Source organism: Cecembia lonarensis LW9, from assembly GCF_000298295.1.
In the GTDB taxonomy this organism is placed as follows: domain Bacteria; phylum Bacteroidota; class Bacteroidia; order Cytophagales; family Cyclobacteriaceae; genus Cecembia; species Cecembia lonarensis.
This window is the reverse complement of record NZ_AMGM01000021.1, coordinates 41,534-58,436: the sequence shown is the minus strand read 5'-3', so window position 1 is coordinate 58,436 and position 16,903 is coordinate 41,534. Positions and strand designations below refer to the sequence as shown.

The following is a 16,903-nucleotide window of genomic DNA, read 5'->3' as shown; positions in this document are numbered from 1 at the left end:
ATAGGTACCCAAAGTCTAACCTCTTGTTTCTTGTGTCTAGTCTCTTAAAAATATACCCAAGTTTCTTATGTATATAATTTTTTTATATATTTAGCCATCCAATGTACTTAAACACCATGTCGAATAACAATCTAATCAAAGGAAGTCTACAGACCATCATTCTCAAATTACTGGAAGAGAATGATAAAATGTACGGCTATGAGATAACCCAGAGGGTAAAAGAACTGACCGAAGGTGAAATCAAAATTACCGAAGGTGCCCTCTACCCTGCCCTGCACAAGTTGGAGGCCGAGGGGCTGCTGACTACCGAAATCCAACAAGTAGACAACCGGGTGAGAAAATACTACAGTTTGACCAAAAACGGGCAAAAGGAAGTCAGCGCCAAAATGTCCGAGTTGCAGAGCTTTGTTGGCAATCTCCAACGCATCCTGGATCCTGATTGGAAACCAGGTTTGGCTTAGGATAAACCTTTGAGGTTTTAAAAACCTCGAAGGTTTTGGGGGAACAGAATAGACTTAACTATTTAAAAATATATGGAAGATTTACTAAAAAGAATTACGATCAATCCTGATATCGCCCATGGCAAACCAACTATCAGAAATACCCGATATGGCGTTGCGTATATCCTTGAGTATTTGGCAGGAGGTGATACTGTTGAAGATTTATTAGAGGAATTTAAGGACCTTGAAAAAGAGGATATATTGGCCTGCTTGGCTTATGCAGCACAGATGGCAAATACGAAAGGCTTCCAAATCAGTGCATAATAAGGTTTGTTTTGAATAAAGTATGATTAGACAGTAAACATAGCCTATTCTTTAATAAACAAGAAAATGTAAAACCTTCGAGGTCTCAGAGACCTCAAAGGTTAGATTCAGACGATGCGCCAACTAACAGATGTAGAACTCCAAGAAATCCGCAAGGCAATCATGCGGAAAGAGATTTCTTCAGCTGAAATTCTGATGGAAGTCTGGAAAATCAAATCAAAAACGGCTTTGGCATGAAACTCTCAGAAAAAGACATTCGGTATTTAGAAGAAAAGCTGGTTGACAGGCCCTTTCGCTGGGAAGAGCTATACTTTGAAATTTTTGACCATGTGCTTTGTAAGTATGAAGCTTCAGGCTTGGAGGATGTTGAGGCTTTTTGGGAAAAGGAAAAATCAAATTGGGGATGGTGGAAAATTTATAAAATGAGAGTGAAGTTTCACTCTTTAACAATCTGGCAGTTTTTGAAATGTTATTTCAATTTTCTGGTTTCTTTCAAAGGCCAGGACCTAAAAATAAACCTCTTATTTCTTGCCATTGCTTTTCTTTTGGGGATCAATTTTTATCAAAATGAAGCCATCATGACAGGGCTTATATTAGGCCTTTGGTTTGTTTACCCTGTATCTTTTCATGCCTGGATATTTCACCAGGGAGATACACTTGGCGAAAAATTAAAAATCTCCAATAAAGGCTATACTAGCGCAAAACTGGATGCCAATTGGTCTTTATTTTTGGTTAATTTAATTTTCTACCAAACTATTTTAACTACAGGCAAGAAATACTTGGGTCTAGAAGGTTTTTTCAGTTTTGCCTATTACCATCCTGCGATTTCCATCGGCATATTATTTTTCATGCTGCTATCAGCAAGAGCTATGCATCAGGTTTACCATTCCCAACTTAAACCCTTCCTGTATGAAGTTAAATAAGGCACAAATCGAGCAACTCAAAAAACTGATTTCCTACAAGGGTTATCCTGAGATTGATGTACAGTATGAAATCCTAGACCATGTGGCTTGTAAAGTGGAAGTATTGATGGAGGAAAACCCAAAATTGAGTTTACCTGATGCTTTTCAAAAAGTGCATGCTTCCTTTGGAGTTTTTGGGTTTTCGACGCTGGAAGAGTCCTACAAAAAGATGATTGAAAAAAGGCTTTGGGGCTACTATTGGAATGAACTCAAGCAACTCTTTACCAGCTACAGGATTATCTTTCCATTGGGGTTGCTTGTCATCTTTTTCCAGTCCTCCACGTTATTAGGGGATTCCAAATCATGGATCCTGATGATGATTGGATTCTTATTCTTTTCGTTTATTTGGATAGTTATCCGCTATTGGCATACTTACAAAAAGTATAAAAAGTATGCTTCCTTTATGGCTTCCAACTCCGTTTTCCAAATGACCAATTTTGGGGTGATCATGTGTCTCTATGGACATAATTTTGTTTACCGACAGGGAGGGGTACAAGAGGGCTTATTTGCTAAGATTTTTATTGGGGCAATTTTGACAGCGATAGCCTTTCTTTTTATCAGCATATTTATTTTGCCAAGGGTTTTGGACAGGAGTATTGCGGATACGGAGGCTCTGATTCAAGTTTATGGAAATGAAGGGACTGTTTCTTAAAAAAAACATCACTGGCCCAACCTCTGCTCCAACTCATTGACAAGCAAACTCATGATGGCTGTATCTTGAAATTGTCCACCAAATTTTTCGGCATGCTTTTCCATGGCCTCTTTTTGCCAATCCATCAAATTCATCGTTTTTAAAAACCCATGCGCTGCCAATTGAAGCTGACTATCCAAGGCAGACAAATAGTACCATTCCAATGTCCAACTCACCCCATCCCGCTCAGATGCAAAGAAAGCATGGCTTTTATAATTTTGAATGCTATCTAAGGCAATACTGACCAATACCATTGCCTGTTCGAGCTGCACGGGATTGTTTTTATGGGCCATGGCCGAACTCTTTCCCTTTGTAAACAAGCGAAGCTCACCAATCTCTGAATTAGCCAAAAAAATCCAATCCTGAAGAATTTTTCTCAATTGTAATAATACGATTTCATAGGCATTGATGATGGCCAAAATCGGCTGCCTATTTTGATGCCAAACAGCCCCAAAATCATCTAAGCCTAAGGAATCTGCCAACTTTGCTGTCAGCTCTTTTCCTTGCGCACCAAATGCCCGCATGTCCCCTACAGGACCGCCCAGAGAAACCGGAAACCGGAGTTGTTCGAGTATCTTCAAACTATCCACTAATGGCGCAAACCAATGGTAGAGTTTGTATCCAAAAGTCACTGGCAGTGCCTGTTGCTGTCGGGTTCGTGCCATACATATCCAATTACTATGCTCCAACCAAGACTTTACCAAGGATTGAAAATTTCCAGAAAATACCTGCTGAAAGTCTTTGGTCAGTTGCTGAAGTGCAAGCATGTGCGCCGTATCAATCAAATCTTGAGAAGTAACCCCTACATGTAAAAATGGATGATAGCTTTGGTCCAGCTGCTCTTTTATAGCCTCAACTACTGCGATGGTAGGAATACCATTCTCCGCAGTGGAACTATCCACTTGTTGAATCAAGCCCTCATCTACCCTCACTCGATTGACAGCCTCATGGATGGCTTGAGCATCCTCCTTTGGAATGATACCTAAACTTGATTGACAGGAAGCTAGACATGATTCGTATCTCAAAAGCGCATGAAGAAAACTTACATCGCTAACATGTGAGTTCACCTGAGGGTAACCCCAGTAAGTGCTGAAAATCTTTCTGTCAATCATGCGTTCAAGTTAAGAAAAAAGAAGGGAGCTATAGTCCATGGGACCTGTAAATCATCCTGCCACAGAGATATCTACATTCGGCTCCCCAATAAGTCAAACCAATTCCAATGCAATACTAATACCCTGCCCCACGCCAATACACATAGTGGCCAAGCCTCTTTTGGCCTTTCTGGCCTGCATTTCGAGTGCCAAAGTACCCGTAATCCGAGCTCCCGACATACCTAGTGGATGCCCAAGAGCGATAGCTCCGCCGTTCACGTTCACGCGGGGATCATCAAAGGCAATCCCTAATTCCTGCAAACATGCCAAAGCCTGTGCAGCAAAAGCCTCATTGAATTCATACAAGTCAATATCTTTATCCGAAAGCCCTGTTCTTGCCCACAGTTTTTGTGTAGCAGGTACAGGCCCTATACCCATAATTCTTGGAGGAACACCCGCCACGGCGCCTGTTATCACCCGGGCAATGGGCTCTAATTGATGCCTTTTAATGGCTTTTTCTGAAGCCAACACCAGACAAGCCGCACCATCATTGATTCCAGAAGCATTGCCAGCGGTTACCGTTCCATTTTTCCTAAAAAGCACAGGTAGCATACCCAACTTTTCCAAACTTGTTCCTGCCCGTGGATGCTCGTCTTGGTCAAAAAGCACCTTATTTTTCCCCACCTTCACTTCCATGGGGAGAATCTCCTGTGCAAACCTTCCCGATTGCTGGGCAGCGGCACATTTTTCCTGAGAAGCAAACGCAAAGCGGTCTTGGTCTTCCCGCTTGATATGATACATTTCGGCCACATTTTCCGCCGTCTCCGGCATGCTATCCGAACCATACAAGGAATCCAACACAGGGTTGATAAAGCGATAACCTAAGGTACTATCTTCAATACTCATGTTTCGGGAAAAAGCCGCATCTGCTTTCGGGATGATAAATGGTGCCCGTGACATGCTTTCTACCCCTCCTGCCAAAATTAAATCAGCATCTCCAGACTTAATCATGCGGGAGGCTGTAAGGATGGCATCCATTCCAGAACCACAAAGTCTGTTGACTGTACCTCCGGGAATCGAGGTCGGCAATCCAGCTAACAAAGATGCCATGCGGGCCACACTGCGATTATCTTCACCTGCCTGATTGGCACAGCCGAAAATCACATCGTCAATTGCTTCTGTATCCATATGGGGAAGGGTAGCTAGCGTACCTTTGATAACAGCTGCCGCCAAATCATCTGGTCTTACCCCAGACAAACTCCCTCCATAGCGTCCAATGGGACTTCGCTTAAACGCGCAAATAAAAACTTCCTGCATGGTATATTAGCCCTGATGGGCCATTTTAGTTTTTTCGTTCAATAATCTCAATGCCTCCAACTCTTCCAATTCCGGCGCATCAGTAATGGCTACTTCTTCCGCGAATCGAATCTTCCATCCCGTATTTTCTTGGATAGTTTCCCTAGCTACACCCGGGTGTATGGATGTCACAATAAATTCACCCGTCGCCTCTTCTGTCTCCATAATGCACAAATCAGTAATAATCTTGGAAGGACCAGACGTGTTGAGTCCCATCGCCTTTCGCTGATCAGGACCATCTCCATGACCAAAGGAGGTGATGAAATCCACTTTGTCCACAAAAGCGCGGGGAGATTGCTTCATAATCACATAAATCGTATGACAAAATGCAGCAATTTCCGGAGCTCCCCCTCCACCGGGAAGGCGAACCTTGGGTTTGTAATAATCCCCTACAACGGTGGTATTGATATTACCAAACTTGTCAATTTGGGCTCCTCCTAGGAATCCTACGGTAATTCTTCCTCCCTGCAACCAATAGCTAAACATCTCTGGAACAGATACGGTGGTCAGGGCAGTCTCACACAGTTCCCCATCGCCGATGGAAAGCGGCAATACATCGGGTTTGGTTTGAATAGTACCGGATTCGTAAATCAAGGTGATATCTGGTGCGTGGGTAAGCCTCGCCAAATTACAGGCCGCTGAAGGAAGCCCAATTCCAACAAAGCATACATCGGAATTCTTTAAAATCCGGGATGCCACCACGGTCATCAATTCTGTTGAATTATACTGCATAGTCTGTTGATTTTAACTCCTGTAGCCACTGATTAAATTTTTCTCGGTCCTTGGAAATGGCTTCCCAATCCATATACGCTTTGTTATCTCGGCTATAATATCCATGGGCATAACTGGGTTTGGCACCACCGGGTACATGTACTACGGCGCTGACTGTCCAGGAAGGTAAAATCACGGCATTCGGGCTTGAAGGCTGTAACTCATCCACGATTTCCTCCACAGTGACGATGGCAGCTTTGGCAGCAAGGACGGCCTCCTTTTGCACACCCACAATTCCTTCCAAGGAAACGTCCCCTTTTTTGGAGGCTTTTTGGGCATGGATGATGGTAACATCAGGTCGAATGGCCGGTACTGCTACCAATCGTTCTCCAGTAAATGGACAGGCAAGTGTCTTGATGGAAGGATTGACTTTCTCCAAATCTGCCCCATAATAACCTTTAAAAATCGCACAAGGCATACCAGATGCCCCTGCCGCATAGGCGGCAGCCATGGCGGCATGGGAATGTTCATCGACTTCCAAGGGTTGTGGATAGCCTTTTTCAATGGCCTCTCGCAAACGGTAGAGCGAACCCACTCCTGGATTCCCTCCCCAGGAGAATCTTAATTTCCGAACACATCCTGCCCCAATTAATTGGTCATAAATCATATCCGGAGTCATCCGAACCAATTCCAGGTTTTTGAACCCCTGACGGATAATCTCATGGCCTGCGGCAAAGGGAATCAGATGTGTAAATCCCTCCATAGCTACCGTTGCCCCATCAAACAGATGGGTGGCAATGGCCTCTTGCAATGTTTGTATCTTTGCTTGCATATCAATAATCAAAAAACACCGTTTCTTTTTCTCCCTGCATATGCAGATTGAACTCATATATCGCAACAGGGCTTTCCTGTACCTTTTTGGCAATCAAAGTGTTTCTTCTTTCTTCTGCCACCAACTTCAAATAAGGGTCTTCCTGATTGAGTTCCTTGAAATCCTCGAAATAGACACGGGTATACACATGACTCAACAGCCCTCGCATAAAGACAATCATGTGAATAGCAGGTGCCTGACCAGACTTTTCCGCTGCCGGAATGCAGGTGGTAAATTCAAACCAATTTCCCTCTAGGGTACCAGTCCCCATCCTTCCAATGGAGAAAAAGCCTTGGTGTGGTTTTGTTTGGAATTCACCTTTTTGGTCCACTTGCCAGATTTCAATCATCGCATCATCCACGGCCTCCCCATGTAAGTCGTAGACTTTACCCCGGAGAATAATTAAATCCTGTGTATTCTTGTTGGCATCCAATAACACGGGAGTAGCCAAACTTTTATGGTCAAATTTGTATTGCTCCGGTGTCAGACCATAGGCAAAATAGGGCCCTACTGTCTGTGATGGGGTTTGTCCTAGCTTATTCATTTTCAAAAGGGGTTGAATGATGGCCTCTTAATACAATGTCAAATTGGTAACCCAAGGCAAAACCTTCTTCGGTCAAGCTTAGGTCAAAAGTTGAAATCAAGCGCTCACGTGCTTTTTCGGGAACAGCCAAGTAAATGGGGTCGTAATCCAACAAGGGGTCTCCCGGAAAATACATCTGGGTTACTAAGCGCGTACCGATATTGGGTCCGAATACACTGAAATGAATGTGGTTAGGTCTCCAGGCATTGGGATGATTTCCCCAAGGGTAGGCACCTGGCTTGATGGTGTAAAACTTAAAAATGCCTTCTTCATTCGTCACACATCTACCCGCACCAAAGAAATTGGGATCCAATGGGGCATGATGTTGGTCGCGCTTATGCACATACCTTCCCGCTGCGTTGGCCTGCCACACTTCAATAAGTGTATTTTTGAGTGGCTGTCCATGTTGATTCAACACCCTTCCACTGACGACAATCCGTTCCCCAAGCGGTTCACCGTTTTTGATGCCATTCTTGGTCAAGTCATGATCGAGGGGCGCTACAGACTCCAAACCGAAGATGGGTCCGGAACTCGGTTTCATCAATTCGGGTACGGTAATCAGGTTTTGAGAAGGTCCTCTGAAAATGGTGGATTTATAGCCCGGAGCTATCAGGGGCGGGTGGCTAGTCCAATCACGTTGGTTTTGAGTAGTATCCATATGCGTGCTGTTAAAGGTTAAAGACTTGTTTGGCTATTCTAAAGGCAGTATTGGCAGCTGGCACACCCGCATAAATGGCCACATGCATCAATACTTCCCGGATATCTTCCAGACTTGCGCCCGTTTGCTGGGTTGCTTTGAAATGCAGAATCAATTCCTCCTCATGTCCAAGACCTGCCAATAGGGCTATGGTTATCATGCTGCGTTCCCGCTTAGTCAATTGCTCAGAAGACCAGACAGTACCCCAAGCGGATTCTGTGATAAACTGCTGGAAACCTTCATCAAAGGAAGTCTTTGCAGCCTCTGCTTTGGCAACATGGGCCTCTCCCAATACTGATTTGCGGGTTTGCATGCCCTTTTGGTACTTATCTGTTGGATTCATAATGCTGAAATAAAATCATGTAAAATTGCTGTAGTACGCTCGGGGCTATCCACGCAAGGCAAATGCCCTGCATTGGGAATTGTAATCAAGGAGCAGTTCATTAATTGGGCAAAGCCTTGAACCAATGCAACAGGAGTGGACTTATCCTCTTCGCCTACCATACAGATTACCGGAATGGCTATATCTTGAGCTGTTTTGGTGTAATCTGCATCCCGAATAGCTTCACAGGCAATCATGTACCCCAAAACATCCGCCCGTTCCAACATGGCTTGGAACAAAGCAAATGCTGCAGGGTGATCCTGTTGAAAACTCGGTGAAAACCAATTGGCCAAAATTGAAGGGGCTACGACTTGCATTCCCTTGCTTGAAATGGTTTCAATACGATTGTTCCAAGCTTCTGCAGTTCCAATTTTTGGAGCGGTGTCCATAAAGACAATTCCTGCAATTTTTTCGGGGTAACGTTGGTAGATATCCAAACTGATCAAACCACCAATGGACAATCCAACTAGGACAATTTTGTGCAAACCCAAGGCTTCACACAGGCCCATCACATCATCAGCATAGCTAGAGATACTGCCTTTTTCAACAGCTCCCAAACTGCTAAGCCCATGGCCTCTTTTGTCAAATCTAAGTGTGCCAAATTCGGTACCTAAGCCATCAATCACGGCATCCCAAATACGGAGGTCCGTACCCAAGGAATTGATAAACACCAAGGTCAGGTCTTTATCTCCTTTATTGAAAGCGTAATGAATAGTGGTGTCCCCTAACTGAATCGCCTGCATATCAACACTCATTTAATTTGATAGAATCGTCCGCCAGTTTTTCAAGGTCGGGGGTGTAAGAAGCCTGAATCCATTTTCTGGCCTGCAAATGATCTGCAGGTTTGTTGATAGAATCTACTGCTATCAATTGGTTATTCTTGAAGTAGAAAACAGAAAACTTATCCCCTTCTACATCTCCGCGAACGAGGAGCTGGTCATAGCCTTCGGATAGACCGGCCATCTGTAATTTGAGGTTGTATTGGTGGGTCCAAAACCAAGGCACCTGATGGTAGCTTGTCGGTTTCCCACAAATGGTAGATGCAATTGCTTTTGCCTGGTCTACAGCATTTTGTACAGACTCCAAGCGAACCATCTGTCCCTTGGCAAAAGGATTGGGATGCAAAGCACAATCTCCGATGGCGTAAATTCCAGCCGCAGACGTTTCACAGTATTCATTGACCTCTATGCCATTGCTGCATCGAATACCCGCTTCTTGTGCAAGTACCTGTGAAGGCAAAACTCCGATTCCTACAATAACTTGGTCTGCGGTAACTGTTTCTCCCGTGCTCAAAGAAGCCAGCCATTTGGAATCCTGAGTCAGGTCTTGCACCCCAACCCCCATCCGAAGATCCACTCCATAGGCCTGGTGTTTGGCTGCAAAATGCTCACTTAACATGGGCGGAAGTACCCGCTGCATCAGGCGAGGCTGGTATTCCACTACGGTTACTTTTTTTCCGGATTTGGCCGCATAGGCAGCGATTTCCAAACCGATAAAACCTCCTCCAATCACCAAAATATCCTGTACATCTTCTTGGTCAAGTGCTTGTTTCAGGTAATCAGCATCTTTCATGGTCCGCAGGTAGAGCGGTTGGTCCGTTCCCTTGATAGGAATTGGCAATTCTCTGTTGTATGCACCCGTAGCAAAAACCAAGAAATCAAATGCATATTCCCCAGAAGTTGCATGCACTGTCTTTTGTGGAACATCTACTTTTTCCACAAGCTCTCCCAATTTCAACTCCACCTGATTGTTTTCATACCAAGTTTCAGAGCGAAACATAATGCTGTTCTTTTGCTGGGAACCATCCAGATAGCCTTTGGATAGGGGTGGCTTTTGATAGGGAAAATCCGCATCCTCTGAAAAAATACAGATAGACCCTTCAAAACCCTCTTCGCGAAGGGAAGCAGCAGCCTGTATGCCTGCATGGCCGGCACCGATGATGATGACATTTTTCTTCATGGGAATGGAGTTGGGTGGTATGTTGGGGAATAGCGGAGGCAGTAGCATTTACTTACTACCTCCACTCAAGTGCTTATTGTTCTTGTGGAATTTCTACGACCAAACCGTCTAAGGCATTGCTGATGCGAACCTGACAGCCCAAACGGCTTCTTTCAGTTCTTGGAGCTACCGCCCCCTCCAACATTTCATCTTCTTCCTCTTCCATTTCGGGGAGTTTGTCAAGGTAATCCTCAGCTATGTAGCAATGACAAGTGGCGCACATGCAAGAACCTCCGCACTCGGCGATAATTCCTTTAATGTCGTTTTGAACCGCACCTTCCATAATCGTAGCGCCCAAAGGCAGTTCTACTTGGTGCTTGTTTCCGTCTGAATCGATGTAGGTAATCTGTGGCATATTGATAAAATTTAAATGTGTTTATTTTCCAATGGTCAAAGGTAATTTGACCGGTGAGCGGAAGGTGGTAGATGGATTCCAATTCAACTCTTCCACGCTGATATAGTATTCAGGTATTTTGGTGAAAAACTCACCCATAGCAATCGTGGTAATCATCCGTGCAAACATATTGCCCAGGCACAAATGAACACCGCCTCCGAATCCCAAATGCCCTCTCGTATTTCTTTCCAAATCATACACGTCAGGATTTCTGAAAAAGCGCTCATCTCTATTAGCTGAACCGTAACAAAGCATGACGAAATCCCCTTTTTTCATTTGCTGACCATGCATCTCCAGATCTTTGGTCAAAACCCGCTTGAAACGCTGTGCAGAGGTATTGAAGCGAAGGGTTTCCTCGATTGCCTTTGGCATCAAACTGACATCGGCAGCTATTCTCCTACGGGCATCGGGGAAGGTGGCCATGTTGTAAGCCATCATGGATAAGAAACTGGAAAGCGATTCTACTCCTGCTAAAATGATCGTTGCAGAAGTCATAATAATTTCCGCTTCTTCCAATTTATCCCCATCAATTTCCGCCAAAATCAAGCGGGAAATCAAATCATCCTTCGGGCCTGCTCTCCGCTGACGCACAATGTCTTCTACATAGTTGGTCAAAAACTTAAAACCAGCGATATGTTCAGGGCCTTTCTGCCTGGTTTCTTGGTCTGATTGAATGGATAAAATCACATTCCTTCGAACCTCATGATGGTCCTCATCCGGTAAACCCATCATAGCAAATAGGGTTCCTACCGTTATCTGACTGGAAAAATCCTGCACAAAATCAAATGAGCCCATTTCCAACACCCGGTCCAAAACCTCTGTGACCAACTCCTTGGTAGGGTCCATCAGGTGCATTAAATTATTTTTGGCAAAGGCTGATTGGATAAGCTTCCGCAAGCGGTCATGACGGGGAGGGTCAGTAGTGCCTAGGGTTGAACCAGACCTGCCCGGAAGCTCATCTACCAGATTTCCTTGACTGGAAGAGAATGTTTCCCACTCTACTCCGGCACGCTTGATATCATCGTAGCGGGACAAAATCCACATATTCACATCATCTGACCAAAAACAAGGGTATTGGTCCCGTAATGTTTTGTAGAATGGAAAAGGGTCGGAGTCCATGATTGGACTATAGGGATTAAACTGGAATTTCTGTTCAGTGATGGTTTCCATGTGGCTATGAATTATTGTTAAATGAATTGTTTTCCTCCGTCGACGACGATAGTCTGCCCGGTCACATAATCGGATAAGGCACTGCTGAGGTACAAAACTGTCCCCACGATATCTTCGGAGCTTGAACTTCTTTTGATACTACCCCTGTCTACTCCATAGGTAGCGGCATTTTCCATGATGGAAAGACTGGCTTCCGTCAAGGTAAATCCAGGGGCTACTGCATTGACATTGATCTTGAATGGTCCGCATTCTTTGGCAAGCGTTCGGGTAAGCCCGATAACTGCTCCTTTTGAACTCACATAATGGGACCAATTAGGTGAACCTGACATAAACGTAGCAGAACTGATATTGACTATTTTACCGCCATTATCTTTCATGTAGGGAAAACAAGCTTTTGCCAGCAACCAAGGACCTTTGATATTGACCTGCATGACCTTGTCCCATTCCTTTTCTGAAATTTCGTAGAAAGGTGTACGACTCAAATTTCCATACATAGCAGCATTATTGACCAAAATATCGATGGAACCGAAGCTTTTGTGAATAGCCGCGATCACTTCTTCTACTTGAGCCGCATTGCTTACATCCATGGCATAGGCCAAGGCGGAGGCTCCCAGTTCCAGAGCAGTTTCTTGCGCTGCCTGTAAATTGATATCGCAAATGGCCACCTGAGCTCCTTTTTGAACAAAGGCTTCCGCAAAAGCTTTACCCAGTCCAATGGCAGCTCCTGTGATGATGACCGTTTTTCCTTTAAAATTTAAATCCATTACTGCTTGATTAATGTACCTGCATTCAGTTCTGTGTAGGCTACTTCCAAGAAAGACTTGGCCAGCCATTTTCCATAAGGAGTCAACAGCTTGGGCAGTACGTGTCCATCCAAAATGTCTAAAACCTCCGCCCTTCCAATTTCAAACCACTTCCCGATGGTGGCAACACCGTGAGGGGTATACCTCCACAATTTATCGGCATCCTTTACAATGGAATCTTCCAAAGACCTGGCTTCCGCGGTGGTGTCATGCCCATCAATAATGGCTGTCACTTGGACAATGAACTCCTTGGAATAACCATGTTTTTCCAAGAGTCCTGAGGCTATTTCCATCCCATATACTTCATGCGCACGGGTCAGTTCCGGATATTGATTATTGGGGCCAAAGGCTTTTAATATTTTGTCTTCCGGAATTTTGCTCCATCCGGTATCGTGCAGCATCATTGCTAACAGGCATACTTCTTTATCAGCATCTACATTCCAATCAAGGAGTAACTTCACCAACTGATAGGAATGGAGGGTATGTACATCGTTGTCTCGGATTGTCAGAAACTCCTTGGCTTCCTCCCAAATGGCGATATGATTTTCTTGAAGGATTTCCATATCAGTAGTTCAGGTAAATGGTTTTCAATTCGGTGTAGGCCTCCAAACCATGGATACCTTTTTCCCGTCCAATCCCACTCTGCTTCATGCCTCCAAAAGGCACCGAATGATAGGAACGTTGGATATTGTTGACCCAAACCGAACCCGCCTGCAACTGCTCCGCAATCCGAAGGCCTCTGCCGATATTATGGCTGAAGACGTACGCTGCTAATCCATATGGCGAGGCATTGGCTTCTTGGATGGCTGCTGCTTCATTTGTGAAGCTGGCTATTCCGATCACAGGTCCGAAGGTTTCTTCCCGCATGATTTTCATTTCCGGACTCGCCTCTGCTATCAGGGTAGGCTCTAAGAAAAAGCCCTTTTCATAGATTCCTCCTGTTCTTCGTTTGCCACCTGTCAGGATGCGAGCGCCCTTGCTTTGGGCATCTTCAATCTGTTGGAAAGCATTGGCGAAAATTTTCTCATTGACCATTGGACCTAAATCGCAATTATCTTCGATTCCAGCTCCCAAAGTCAGTTTTTCGGTTGCTTCCTTCATTTTTTGGCAGAATTGCTCATACAGGCTTTCGTGTACATAGACGCGATTGACCCGGTAACAAAACTGTCCCGTGTTGGCAAAGCCATGCTTGACAATTGCCGGAACAGCCATGTCCAAATCTGCATCTTCACACAGGATGGCCGGTGATTGCCCTCCCAATTCCAAGGTTATTCTTTTATGTGTTCGGGCAGCTACCCCTGCAATGTGTGCACCTGTGGAAGTCCCTCCAGTGAAGGCTATTTTGGTAACTTTGGGATGGGAAACCAAGGCATCACCAATCTCCTTTCCATATCCAGTAATGACATTGAAAACACCTGCTGGATATCCAGCCTCCTCAAAACAGGCTGCCAAAGCCAAGGTACTCAAAGGTGTATCTTCTGAAGGCTTGCTGACCATGGTACAACCCATAACCAATGCAGCACCCATTTTGAAGGTCAATAATGTAATGGGGTAATTGAACGGAGTAATAGAAACAACCACTCCCAAGGGTTCTCTTGTTACTAGGACTTTTTCTCCTTCAACATTTGTCAAAGGAAAATAGCCTTTCATGCGCAAAGCCTCTTCTGCATAATATTCGAGGAGTTCTGCACTTCGGTTGATTTCATGAATGCAAGCAGTCAATGGTCTGCCCAGTTCCAAAGAAAGTTGGCGTCCGATGGAAGCACTTTGCTTACGCATGGAGGCGGCCAATTTCTTCTGAAGTTGCACTCGCTCTTGTATGGGTGTTTTCTTCCAAGTTTCAAAGGCTATGGCAGCTGCATTCACCGCAGCCTCCACATCCTCCAATCCAGAGCGGCACACGCTATTCAGGAGACTTCCATCCACTGGATTCAGCACATGCATTTCCTCTTGACTGAAGGCTGTCCATTCCCCGTTGATATAATTTTTCATGTCTTACAATACATGTGCGAGCAGCAAGGCTCTTGTGGCAGATAATTCTCTTTTGGCAATTGCTACAGATTCCGGCAGATGCAGCTGCTCAATATTGGTATCTTCCAATCGTTGGGCATATTGCGCGGGAGTCATTTTAAACCAATCACAGGCTACACTTACCCCAGTGACGGCAAACCTCCATAACTTGTCAGCATCCCGGACAATTTCATCCTCTTTGGATTTGGCAAATTTGCGAGTGTCATGCCCATCGATGATGGTGCAGACCTTTTCGATGAATTCCTCATCGTAGCCCAAACTTGCCAATAAAGGTTTGGCATATTTCACTCCTTCAGATTCGTGCAGGTAGCGCACATCCGAAGTCAGGATATCAGGTCCGCTGAAACCTTTTTCAAAGATTTCCTCTTCATCGATTGCATACCAACCAATATCATGCAGGATGATTCCCGCAGCTACGACTGCCTGATTCACTCCTGGATAGTGTTCCATCAACTCCAAGGCAAATCGGTACGAGAGGGGGATATGCACGTCGTTTTTACGGACGCGCATATATTTCTCTGCTGCTTTGAATAAGGCTTCGTATGCAGGTTTATGCAAAGGATGCATCATCACGCTTCTACTAATTCCTCTAATATCTCTACGGTACCTTTCCCTCCATCTACCCGGATTTTCATCCCTGTTTTGATTTGGGTAGAAGCCGAACCGGTTCCTGTCACCGCAGGCAGACCGTACTCTCTACACACAATCGCTGCATGGGACATCATTCCTCCAATATCTGTGACGGTAGCCACAATTTTATTGAATACAGGGGCCCAACTTGGTGCTGTAACCCGCGTCACGAGGATTTCTCCTTGCTTTAATTGGTCTAGGTCGGAGGCATCGTTGATGATGCGGGCATATCCTTCCACCAATCCTGGGGAGGCGGCCATGCCTTTCATATGACTGGATTTTTCATCTCCTCCCAGCCAAGATTCCACTGCTTCAGTGGTGATTCCCCATAACATGATGGTGAATGGTTCAGTCACCACTTTTGGAGGATTATTGAAGGCTGGCTGCGGTGGTGCCGTGGCCAAAGCATCTACAATTTTCTTTCTGCGGTTAATTTCATCCTGCAAGACTGCCGGACCAACGGAAGGAACACCTACCGCCCAGCTATTGCCATAATCAAATAATACCTGAAGGATTTCCTCTCTACGGAAGTAGTACATGTCGGATTCCTGTTGCCAGAAACCTTGTTCTTTGAGCATGCGGCTGAGTTCGCGGGTTTTTCTCCAGAATACCCCCATCGCCCAATGCTCTATATAGAAATTATGGTTCTCTACGTAGGGGAATACCACTCTGGCAAGCCCTAATTTTCCTTCGAAAATTGCTCTTGCTTCATCATCCAAGGACTCAGCATATTCCATAGTGATTCTATCACGTTCTGCTTCCAAGGCTTCGGTAGGTCTATCAATTACTTCACCTTTCAGCAGTTTCTTTACATAGTTTTTCAAATAGCCATAAGGAATATCCAAATGCTCAATCCAATACTTATCAGAGGAATAGAAGCCATTGCCTGAGGTATAGTTAAACCAAGGATGCTTTGCTTTTTCCCAAGCCTGTAACCACTGACCGCCATTTTCTTCCAAAGCAATGCAGTGAAGTGCCTCATTGACATCTTTCTTTTCAAAGCATTTGGCTAGATTTAACGATACCGCCAGCTTAGCCAATTTCTTCAATTCATCATCTGGTCTGAAAAGGTCAACATCAATACCTTGAACCATTTTAGCAACCGACAAATCAGGGATTCCAGGGAACACTTCCTTGCAGAATCCAAAGAAATCCAAGTAGGCCGCATAACCCAAGTTCAAAAATTCAAAATGGTATTGCCAGGTTTCGTAGCAAAGGGAAATCAGCTTATTGTAATCGTTGATCATCTGAAAGGTAGGATCGAGCCCTACTCCACCTTTGATTGCCTGTATATCCACCCGATCAGGAAGCGGTTCAAAATGAATGCTTTCCATATCGTCAATGACGCGTTTTACTTTTTTATGCCAGTTTTCCAACAGCTCATTCCAATTTTGGAAATAATAGCCGGCTCTTTCCATGAATTCAGGGACCCTTCCTTCAATAAATTCAGGGCTGACAGCTACCGGGCTCATGTAGCAGTAGCCATTGTGGATTTTAAAATCAACCCCATTGGCTGGAGGAATCACATAATGCCTGGAATTATATTGGGAAAGACATTTGACAGCAAACTCCACTGTCATGGCATCGAAAGGCTTGAACACATTTGGCCAGTGTTGGGAGTCGCAAAAAAAGAATTTGTCTTCCTCCTGTTCTTTTAACTGCTCTTGAAATACCAAGAAATACGGATACAATTCTTTCCATCCTTCAGATCCTTTAGGAGCACTGTGCGCGTAAGGACTGATAAATTTTTTCTTTTTGTCGGTCATAAT

Annotated in this window: 21 protein-coding genes; 5 read left to right on the top strand and 16 right to left on the bottom strand. The window is 44.7% G+C overall.

Features of this window, described 5'->3' with window-relative positions:
• The first annotated feature begins 116 nt into the window (after nt 1–116).
• The 5 genes from B879_RS08705 (at nt 117) to B879_RS08690 (ending at nt 2,378) form a co-directional block, all read left to right on the top strand.
• Complete coding sequence (locus B879_RS08705; RefSeq protein WP_009184800.1) at nt 117–461, top strand: PadR family transcriptional regulator; 345 nt, start codon at nt 117–119, stop codon at nt 459–461.
• Nucleotides 462–533: 72 nt separating this feature from the next.
• Complete coding sequence (locus tag B879_RS08700) at nt 534–764, top strand: DUF433 domain-containing protein (protein WP_009184799.1); 231 nt, start codon at nt 534–536, stop codon at nt 762–764.
• Between the two features lie 114 nt (nt 765–878).
• Nucleotides 879–1,001: a hypothetical protein gene (locus tag B879_RS23425; protein ID WP_262481908.1), complete on the top strand. Its 123-nt coding sequence runs from the start codon at nt 879–881 to the stop codon at nt 999–1,001.
• Nucleotides 998–1,687: a hypothetical protein gene (locus tag B879_RS08695; protein WP_009184798.1), complete on the top strand. Its 690-nt coding sequence runs from the start codon at nt 998–1,000 to the stop codon at nt 1,685–1,687. The genes B879_RS23425 and B879_RS08695 overlap by 4 nt, the downstream gene beginning before the upstream one ends.
• Entirely contained in the window at nt 1,674–2,378 is a 705-nt protein-coding gene (locus tag B879_RS08690) for a hypothetical protein (protein ID WP_009184797.1), read from the top strand. The genes B879_RS08695 and B879_RS08690 overlap by 14 nt, the downstream gene beginning before the upstream one ends.
• An 8-nt stretch (nt 2,379–2,386) precedes the next feature.
• Here the strand turns inward: B879_RS08690 and B879_RS08685 are convergent, their stop codons facing one another.
• The 16 genes from B879_RS08685 to B879_RS08610 all read right to left on the bottom strand — a co-directional run bounded on the left by B879_RS08685 (nt 2,387) and on the right by B879_RS08610 (nt 16,900).
• On the bottom strand, nt 2,387–3,529 hold the full coding sequence (locus tag B879_RS08685) for a lyase family protein (protein ID WP_009184796.1): 1,143 nt from the start codon (nt 3,527–3,529) through the stop codon (nt 2,387–2,389).
• Between the two features lie 93 nt (nt 3,530–3,622).
• A complete protein-coding gene (gene pcaF / locus B879_RS08680) occupies nt 3,623–4,825 on the bottom strand; it encodes a 3-oxoadipyl-CoA thiolase (protein ID WP_009184795.1) in 1,203 nt (400 codons plus the stop codon).
• 6 nt (nt 4,826–4,831) lie between these two features.
• Nucleotides 4,832–5,596 carry a CoA-transferase subunit beta gene (locus tag B879_RS08675; protein WP_009184794.1) on the bottom strand — a complete coding sequence of 255 codons (765 nt, stop codon included), beginning with the start codon at nt 5,594–5,596 and terminating at the stop codon, nt 4,832–4,834.
• Nucleotides 5,586–6,407 carry a CoA transferase subunit A gene (locus tag B879_RS08670; protein WP_009184793.1) on the bottom strand — a complete coding sequence of 274 codons (822 nt, stop codon included), beginning with the start codon at nt 6,405–6,407 and terminating at the stop codon, nt 5,586–5,588. The genes B879_RS08675 and B879_RS08670 overlap by 11 nt, the downstream gene beginning before the upstream one ends.
• A gap of 1 nt (nt 6,408) precedes the next feature.
• A complete protein-coding gene (gene pcaG, locus B879_RS08665; protein WP_009184792.1) occupies nt 6,409–6,990 on the bottom strand; it encodes a protocatechuate 3,4-dioxygenase subunit alpha in 582 nt (193 codons plus the stop codon).
• Entirely contained in the window at nt 6,983–7,687 is a 705-nt protein-coding gene (pcaH, locus tag B879_RS08660) for a protocatechuate 3,4-dioxygenase subunit beta (protein WP_009184791.1), read from the bottom strand. Before pcaH ends, pcaG begins: the two co-directional genes overlap by 8 nt.
• 10 nt (nt 7,688–7,697) lie before the next feature.
• Nucleotides 7,698–8,069 carry a 4-carboxymuconolactone decarboxylase gene (pcaC, locus tag B879_RS08655; protein ID WP_009184790.1) on the bottom strand — a complete coding sequence of 124 codons (372 nt, stop codon included), beginning with the start codon at nt 8,067–8,069 and terminating at the stop codon, nt 7,698–7,700.
• Nucleotides 8,066–8,851, bottom strand: a complete 786-nt coding sequence (pcaD, locus tag B879_RS08650; RefSeq protein ID WP_009184789.1) for a 3-oxoadipate enol-lactonase — start codon at nt 8,849–8,851, stop codon at nt 8,066–8,068. Before pcaD ends, pcaC begins: the two co-directional genes overlap by 4 nt.
• Before the next feature lies 1 nt (nt 8,852).
• Nucleotides 8,853–10,067, bottom strand: coding sequence for an NAD(P)/FAD-dependent oxidoreductase (locus tag B879_RS08645; RefSeq protein ID WP_040400391.1), 1,215 nt, complete (start codon nt 10,065–10,067; stop codon nt 8,853–8,855).
• Between the two features lie 73 nt (nt 10,068–10,140).
• Entirely contained in the window at nt 10,141–10,461 is a 321-nt protein-coding gene (locus B879_RS08640; RefSeq protein ID WP_009184787.1) for a 2Fe-2S iron-sulfur cluster-binding protein, read from the bottom strand.
• Nucleotides 10,462–10,482: 21 nt separating this feature from the next.
• Nucleotides 10,483–11,670: a cytochrome P450 gene (locus tag B879_RS08635; protein WP_009184786.1), complete on the bottom strand. Its 1,188-nt coding sequence runs from the start codon at nt 11,668–11,670 to the stop codon at nt 10,483–10,485.
• Nucleotides 11,671–11,687: 17 nt separating this feature from the next.
• Nucleotides 11,688–12,434: an SDR family NAD(P)-dependent oxidoreductase gene (locus B879_RS08630; protein ID WP_009184785.1), complete on the bottom strand. Its 747-nt coding sequence runs from the start codon at nt 12,432–12,434 to the stop codon at nt 11,688–11,690.
• Entirely contained in the window at nt 12,434–13,036 is a 603-nt protein-coding gene (locus B879_RS08625; protein WP_009184784.1) for an HD domain-containing protein, read from the bottom strand. Before B879_RS08625 ends, B879_RS08630 begins: the two co-directional genes overlap by 1 nt.
• 1 nt (nt 13,037) lies before the next feature.
• Complete coding sequence (locus tag B879_RS08620; RefSeq protein ID WP_009184783.1) at nt 13,038–14,465, bottom strand: aldehyde dehydrogenase family protein; 1,428 nt, start codon at nt 14,463–14,465, stop codon at nt 13,038–13,040.
• Between the two features lie 3 nt (nt 14,466–14,468).
• Nucleotides 14,469–15,074: an HD domain-containing protein gene (locus B879_RS08615; protein WP_009184782.1), complete on the bottom strand. Its 606-nt coding sequence runs from the start codon at nt 15,072–15,074 to the stop codon at nt 14,469–14,471.
• On the bottom strand, nt 15,074–16,900 hold the full coding sequence (locus tag B879_RS08610) for a PEP-utilizing enzyme (RefSeq protein WP_009184781.1): 1,827 nt from the start codon (nt 16,898–16,900) through the stop codon (nt 15,074–15,076). Before B879_RS08610 ends, B879_RS08615 begins: the two co-directional genes overlap by 1 nt.
• Nucleotides 16,901–16,903 lie beyond the last annotated feature (3 nt).

What these genes read in the sequence shown, in the direction of transcription:
- B879_RS08705 (WP_009184800.1), top strand. Translation starts at nt 117, where the DNA reads ATGTCGAATAACAATCTAATCAAAGGAAGTCTACAGACCATCATTCTC.
- B879_RS08700 (WP_009184799.1), top strand. Translation starts at nt 534, where the DNA reads ATGGAAGATTTACTAAAAAGAATTACGATCAATCCTGATATCGCCCAT.
- B879_RS23425 (WP_262481908.1), top strand. Translation starts at nt 879, where the DNA reads ATGCGCCAACTAACAGATGTAGAACTCCAAGAAATCCGCAAGGCAATC.
- B879_RS08695 (WP_009184798.1), top strand. Translation starts at nt 998, where the DNA reads ATGAAACTCTCAGAAAAAGACATTCGGTATTTAGAAGAAAAGCTGGTT.
- B879_RS08690 (WP_009184797.1), top strand. Translation starts at nt 1,674, where the DNA reads ATGAAGTTAAATAAGGCACAAATCGAGCAACTCAAAAAACTGATTTCC.
- B879_RS08685 (WP_009184796.1), bottom strand. Translation starts at nt 3,529, where the DNA reads ATGATTGACAGAAAGATTTTCAGCACTTACTGGGGTTACCCTCAGGTG.
- pcaF (WP_009184795.1), bottom strand. Translation starts at nt 4,825, where the DNA reads ATGCAGGAAGTTTTTATTTGCGCGTTTAAGCGAAGTCCCATTGGACGC.
- B879_RS08675 (WP_009184794.1), bottom strand. Translation starts at nt 5,596, where the DNA reads ATGCAGTATAATTCAACAGAATTGATGACCGTGGTGGCATCCCGGATT.
- B879_RS08670 (WP_009184793.1), bottom strand. Translation starts at nt 6,407, where the DNA reads ATGCAAGCAAAGATACAAACATTGCAAGAGGCCATTGCCACCCATCTG.
- pcaG (WP_009184792.1), bottom strand. Translation starts at nt 6,990, where the DNA reads ATGAATAAGCTAGGACAAACCCCATCACAGACAGTAGGGCCCTATTTT.
- pcaH (WP_009184791.1), bottom strand. Translation starts at nt 7,687, where the DNA reads ATGGATACTACTCAAAACCAACGTGATTGGACTAGCCACCCGCCCCTG.
- pcaC (WP_009184790.1), bottom strand. Translation starts at nt 8,069, where the DNA reads ATGAATCCAACAGATAAGTACCAAAAGGGCATGCAAACCCGCAAATCA.
- pcaD (WP_009184789.1), bottom strand. Translation starts at nt 8,851, where the DNA reads ATGCAGGCGATTCAGTTAGGGGACACCACTATTCATTACGCTTTCAAT.
- B879_RS08645 (WP_040400391.1), bottom strand. Translation starts at nt 10,067, where the DNA reads ATGAAGAAAAATGTCATCATCATCGGTGCCGGCCATGCAGGCATACAG.
- B879_RS08640 (WP_009184787.1), bottom strand. Translation starts at nt 10,461, where the DNA reads ATGCCACAGATTACCTACATCGATTCAGACGGAAACAAGCACCAAGTA.
- B879_RS08635 (WP_009184786.1), bottom strand. Translation starts at nt 11,670, where the DNA reads ATGGAAACCATCACTGAACAGAAATTCCAGTTTAATCCCTATAGTCCA.
- B879_RS08630 (WP_009184785.1), bottom strand. Translation starts at nt 12,434, where the DNA reads ATGGATTTAAATTTTAAAGGAAAAACGGTCATCATCACAGGAGCTGCC.
- B879_RS08625 (WP_009184784.1), bottom strand. Translation starts at nt 13,036, where the DNA reads ATGGAAATCCTTCAAGAAAATCATATCGCCATTTGGGAGGAAGCCAAG.
- B879_RS08620 (WP_009184783.1), bottom strand. Translation starts at nt 14,465, where the DNA reads ATGAAAAATTATATCAACGGGGAATGGACAGCCTTCAGTCAAGAGGAA.
- B879_RS08615 (WP_009184782.1), bottom strand. Translation starts at nt 15,074, where the DNA reads ATGATGCATCCTTTGCATAAACCTGCATACGAAGCCTTATTCAAAGCA.
- B879_RS08610 (WP_009184781.1), bottom strand. Translation starts at nt 16,900, where the DNA reads ATGACCGACAAAAAGAAAAAATTTATCAGTCCTTACGCGCACAGTGCT.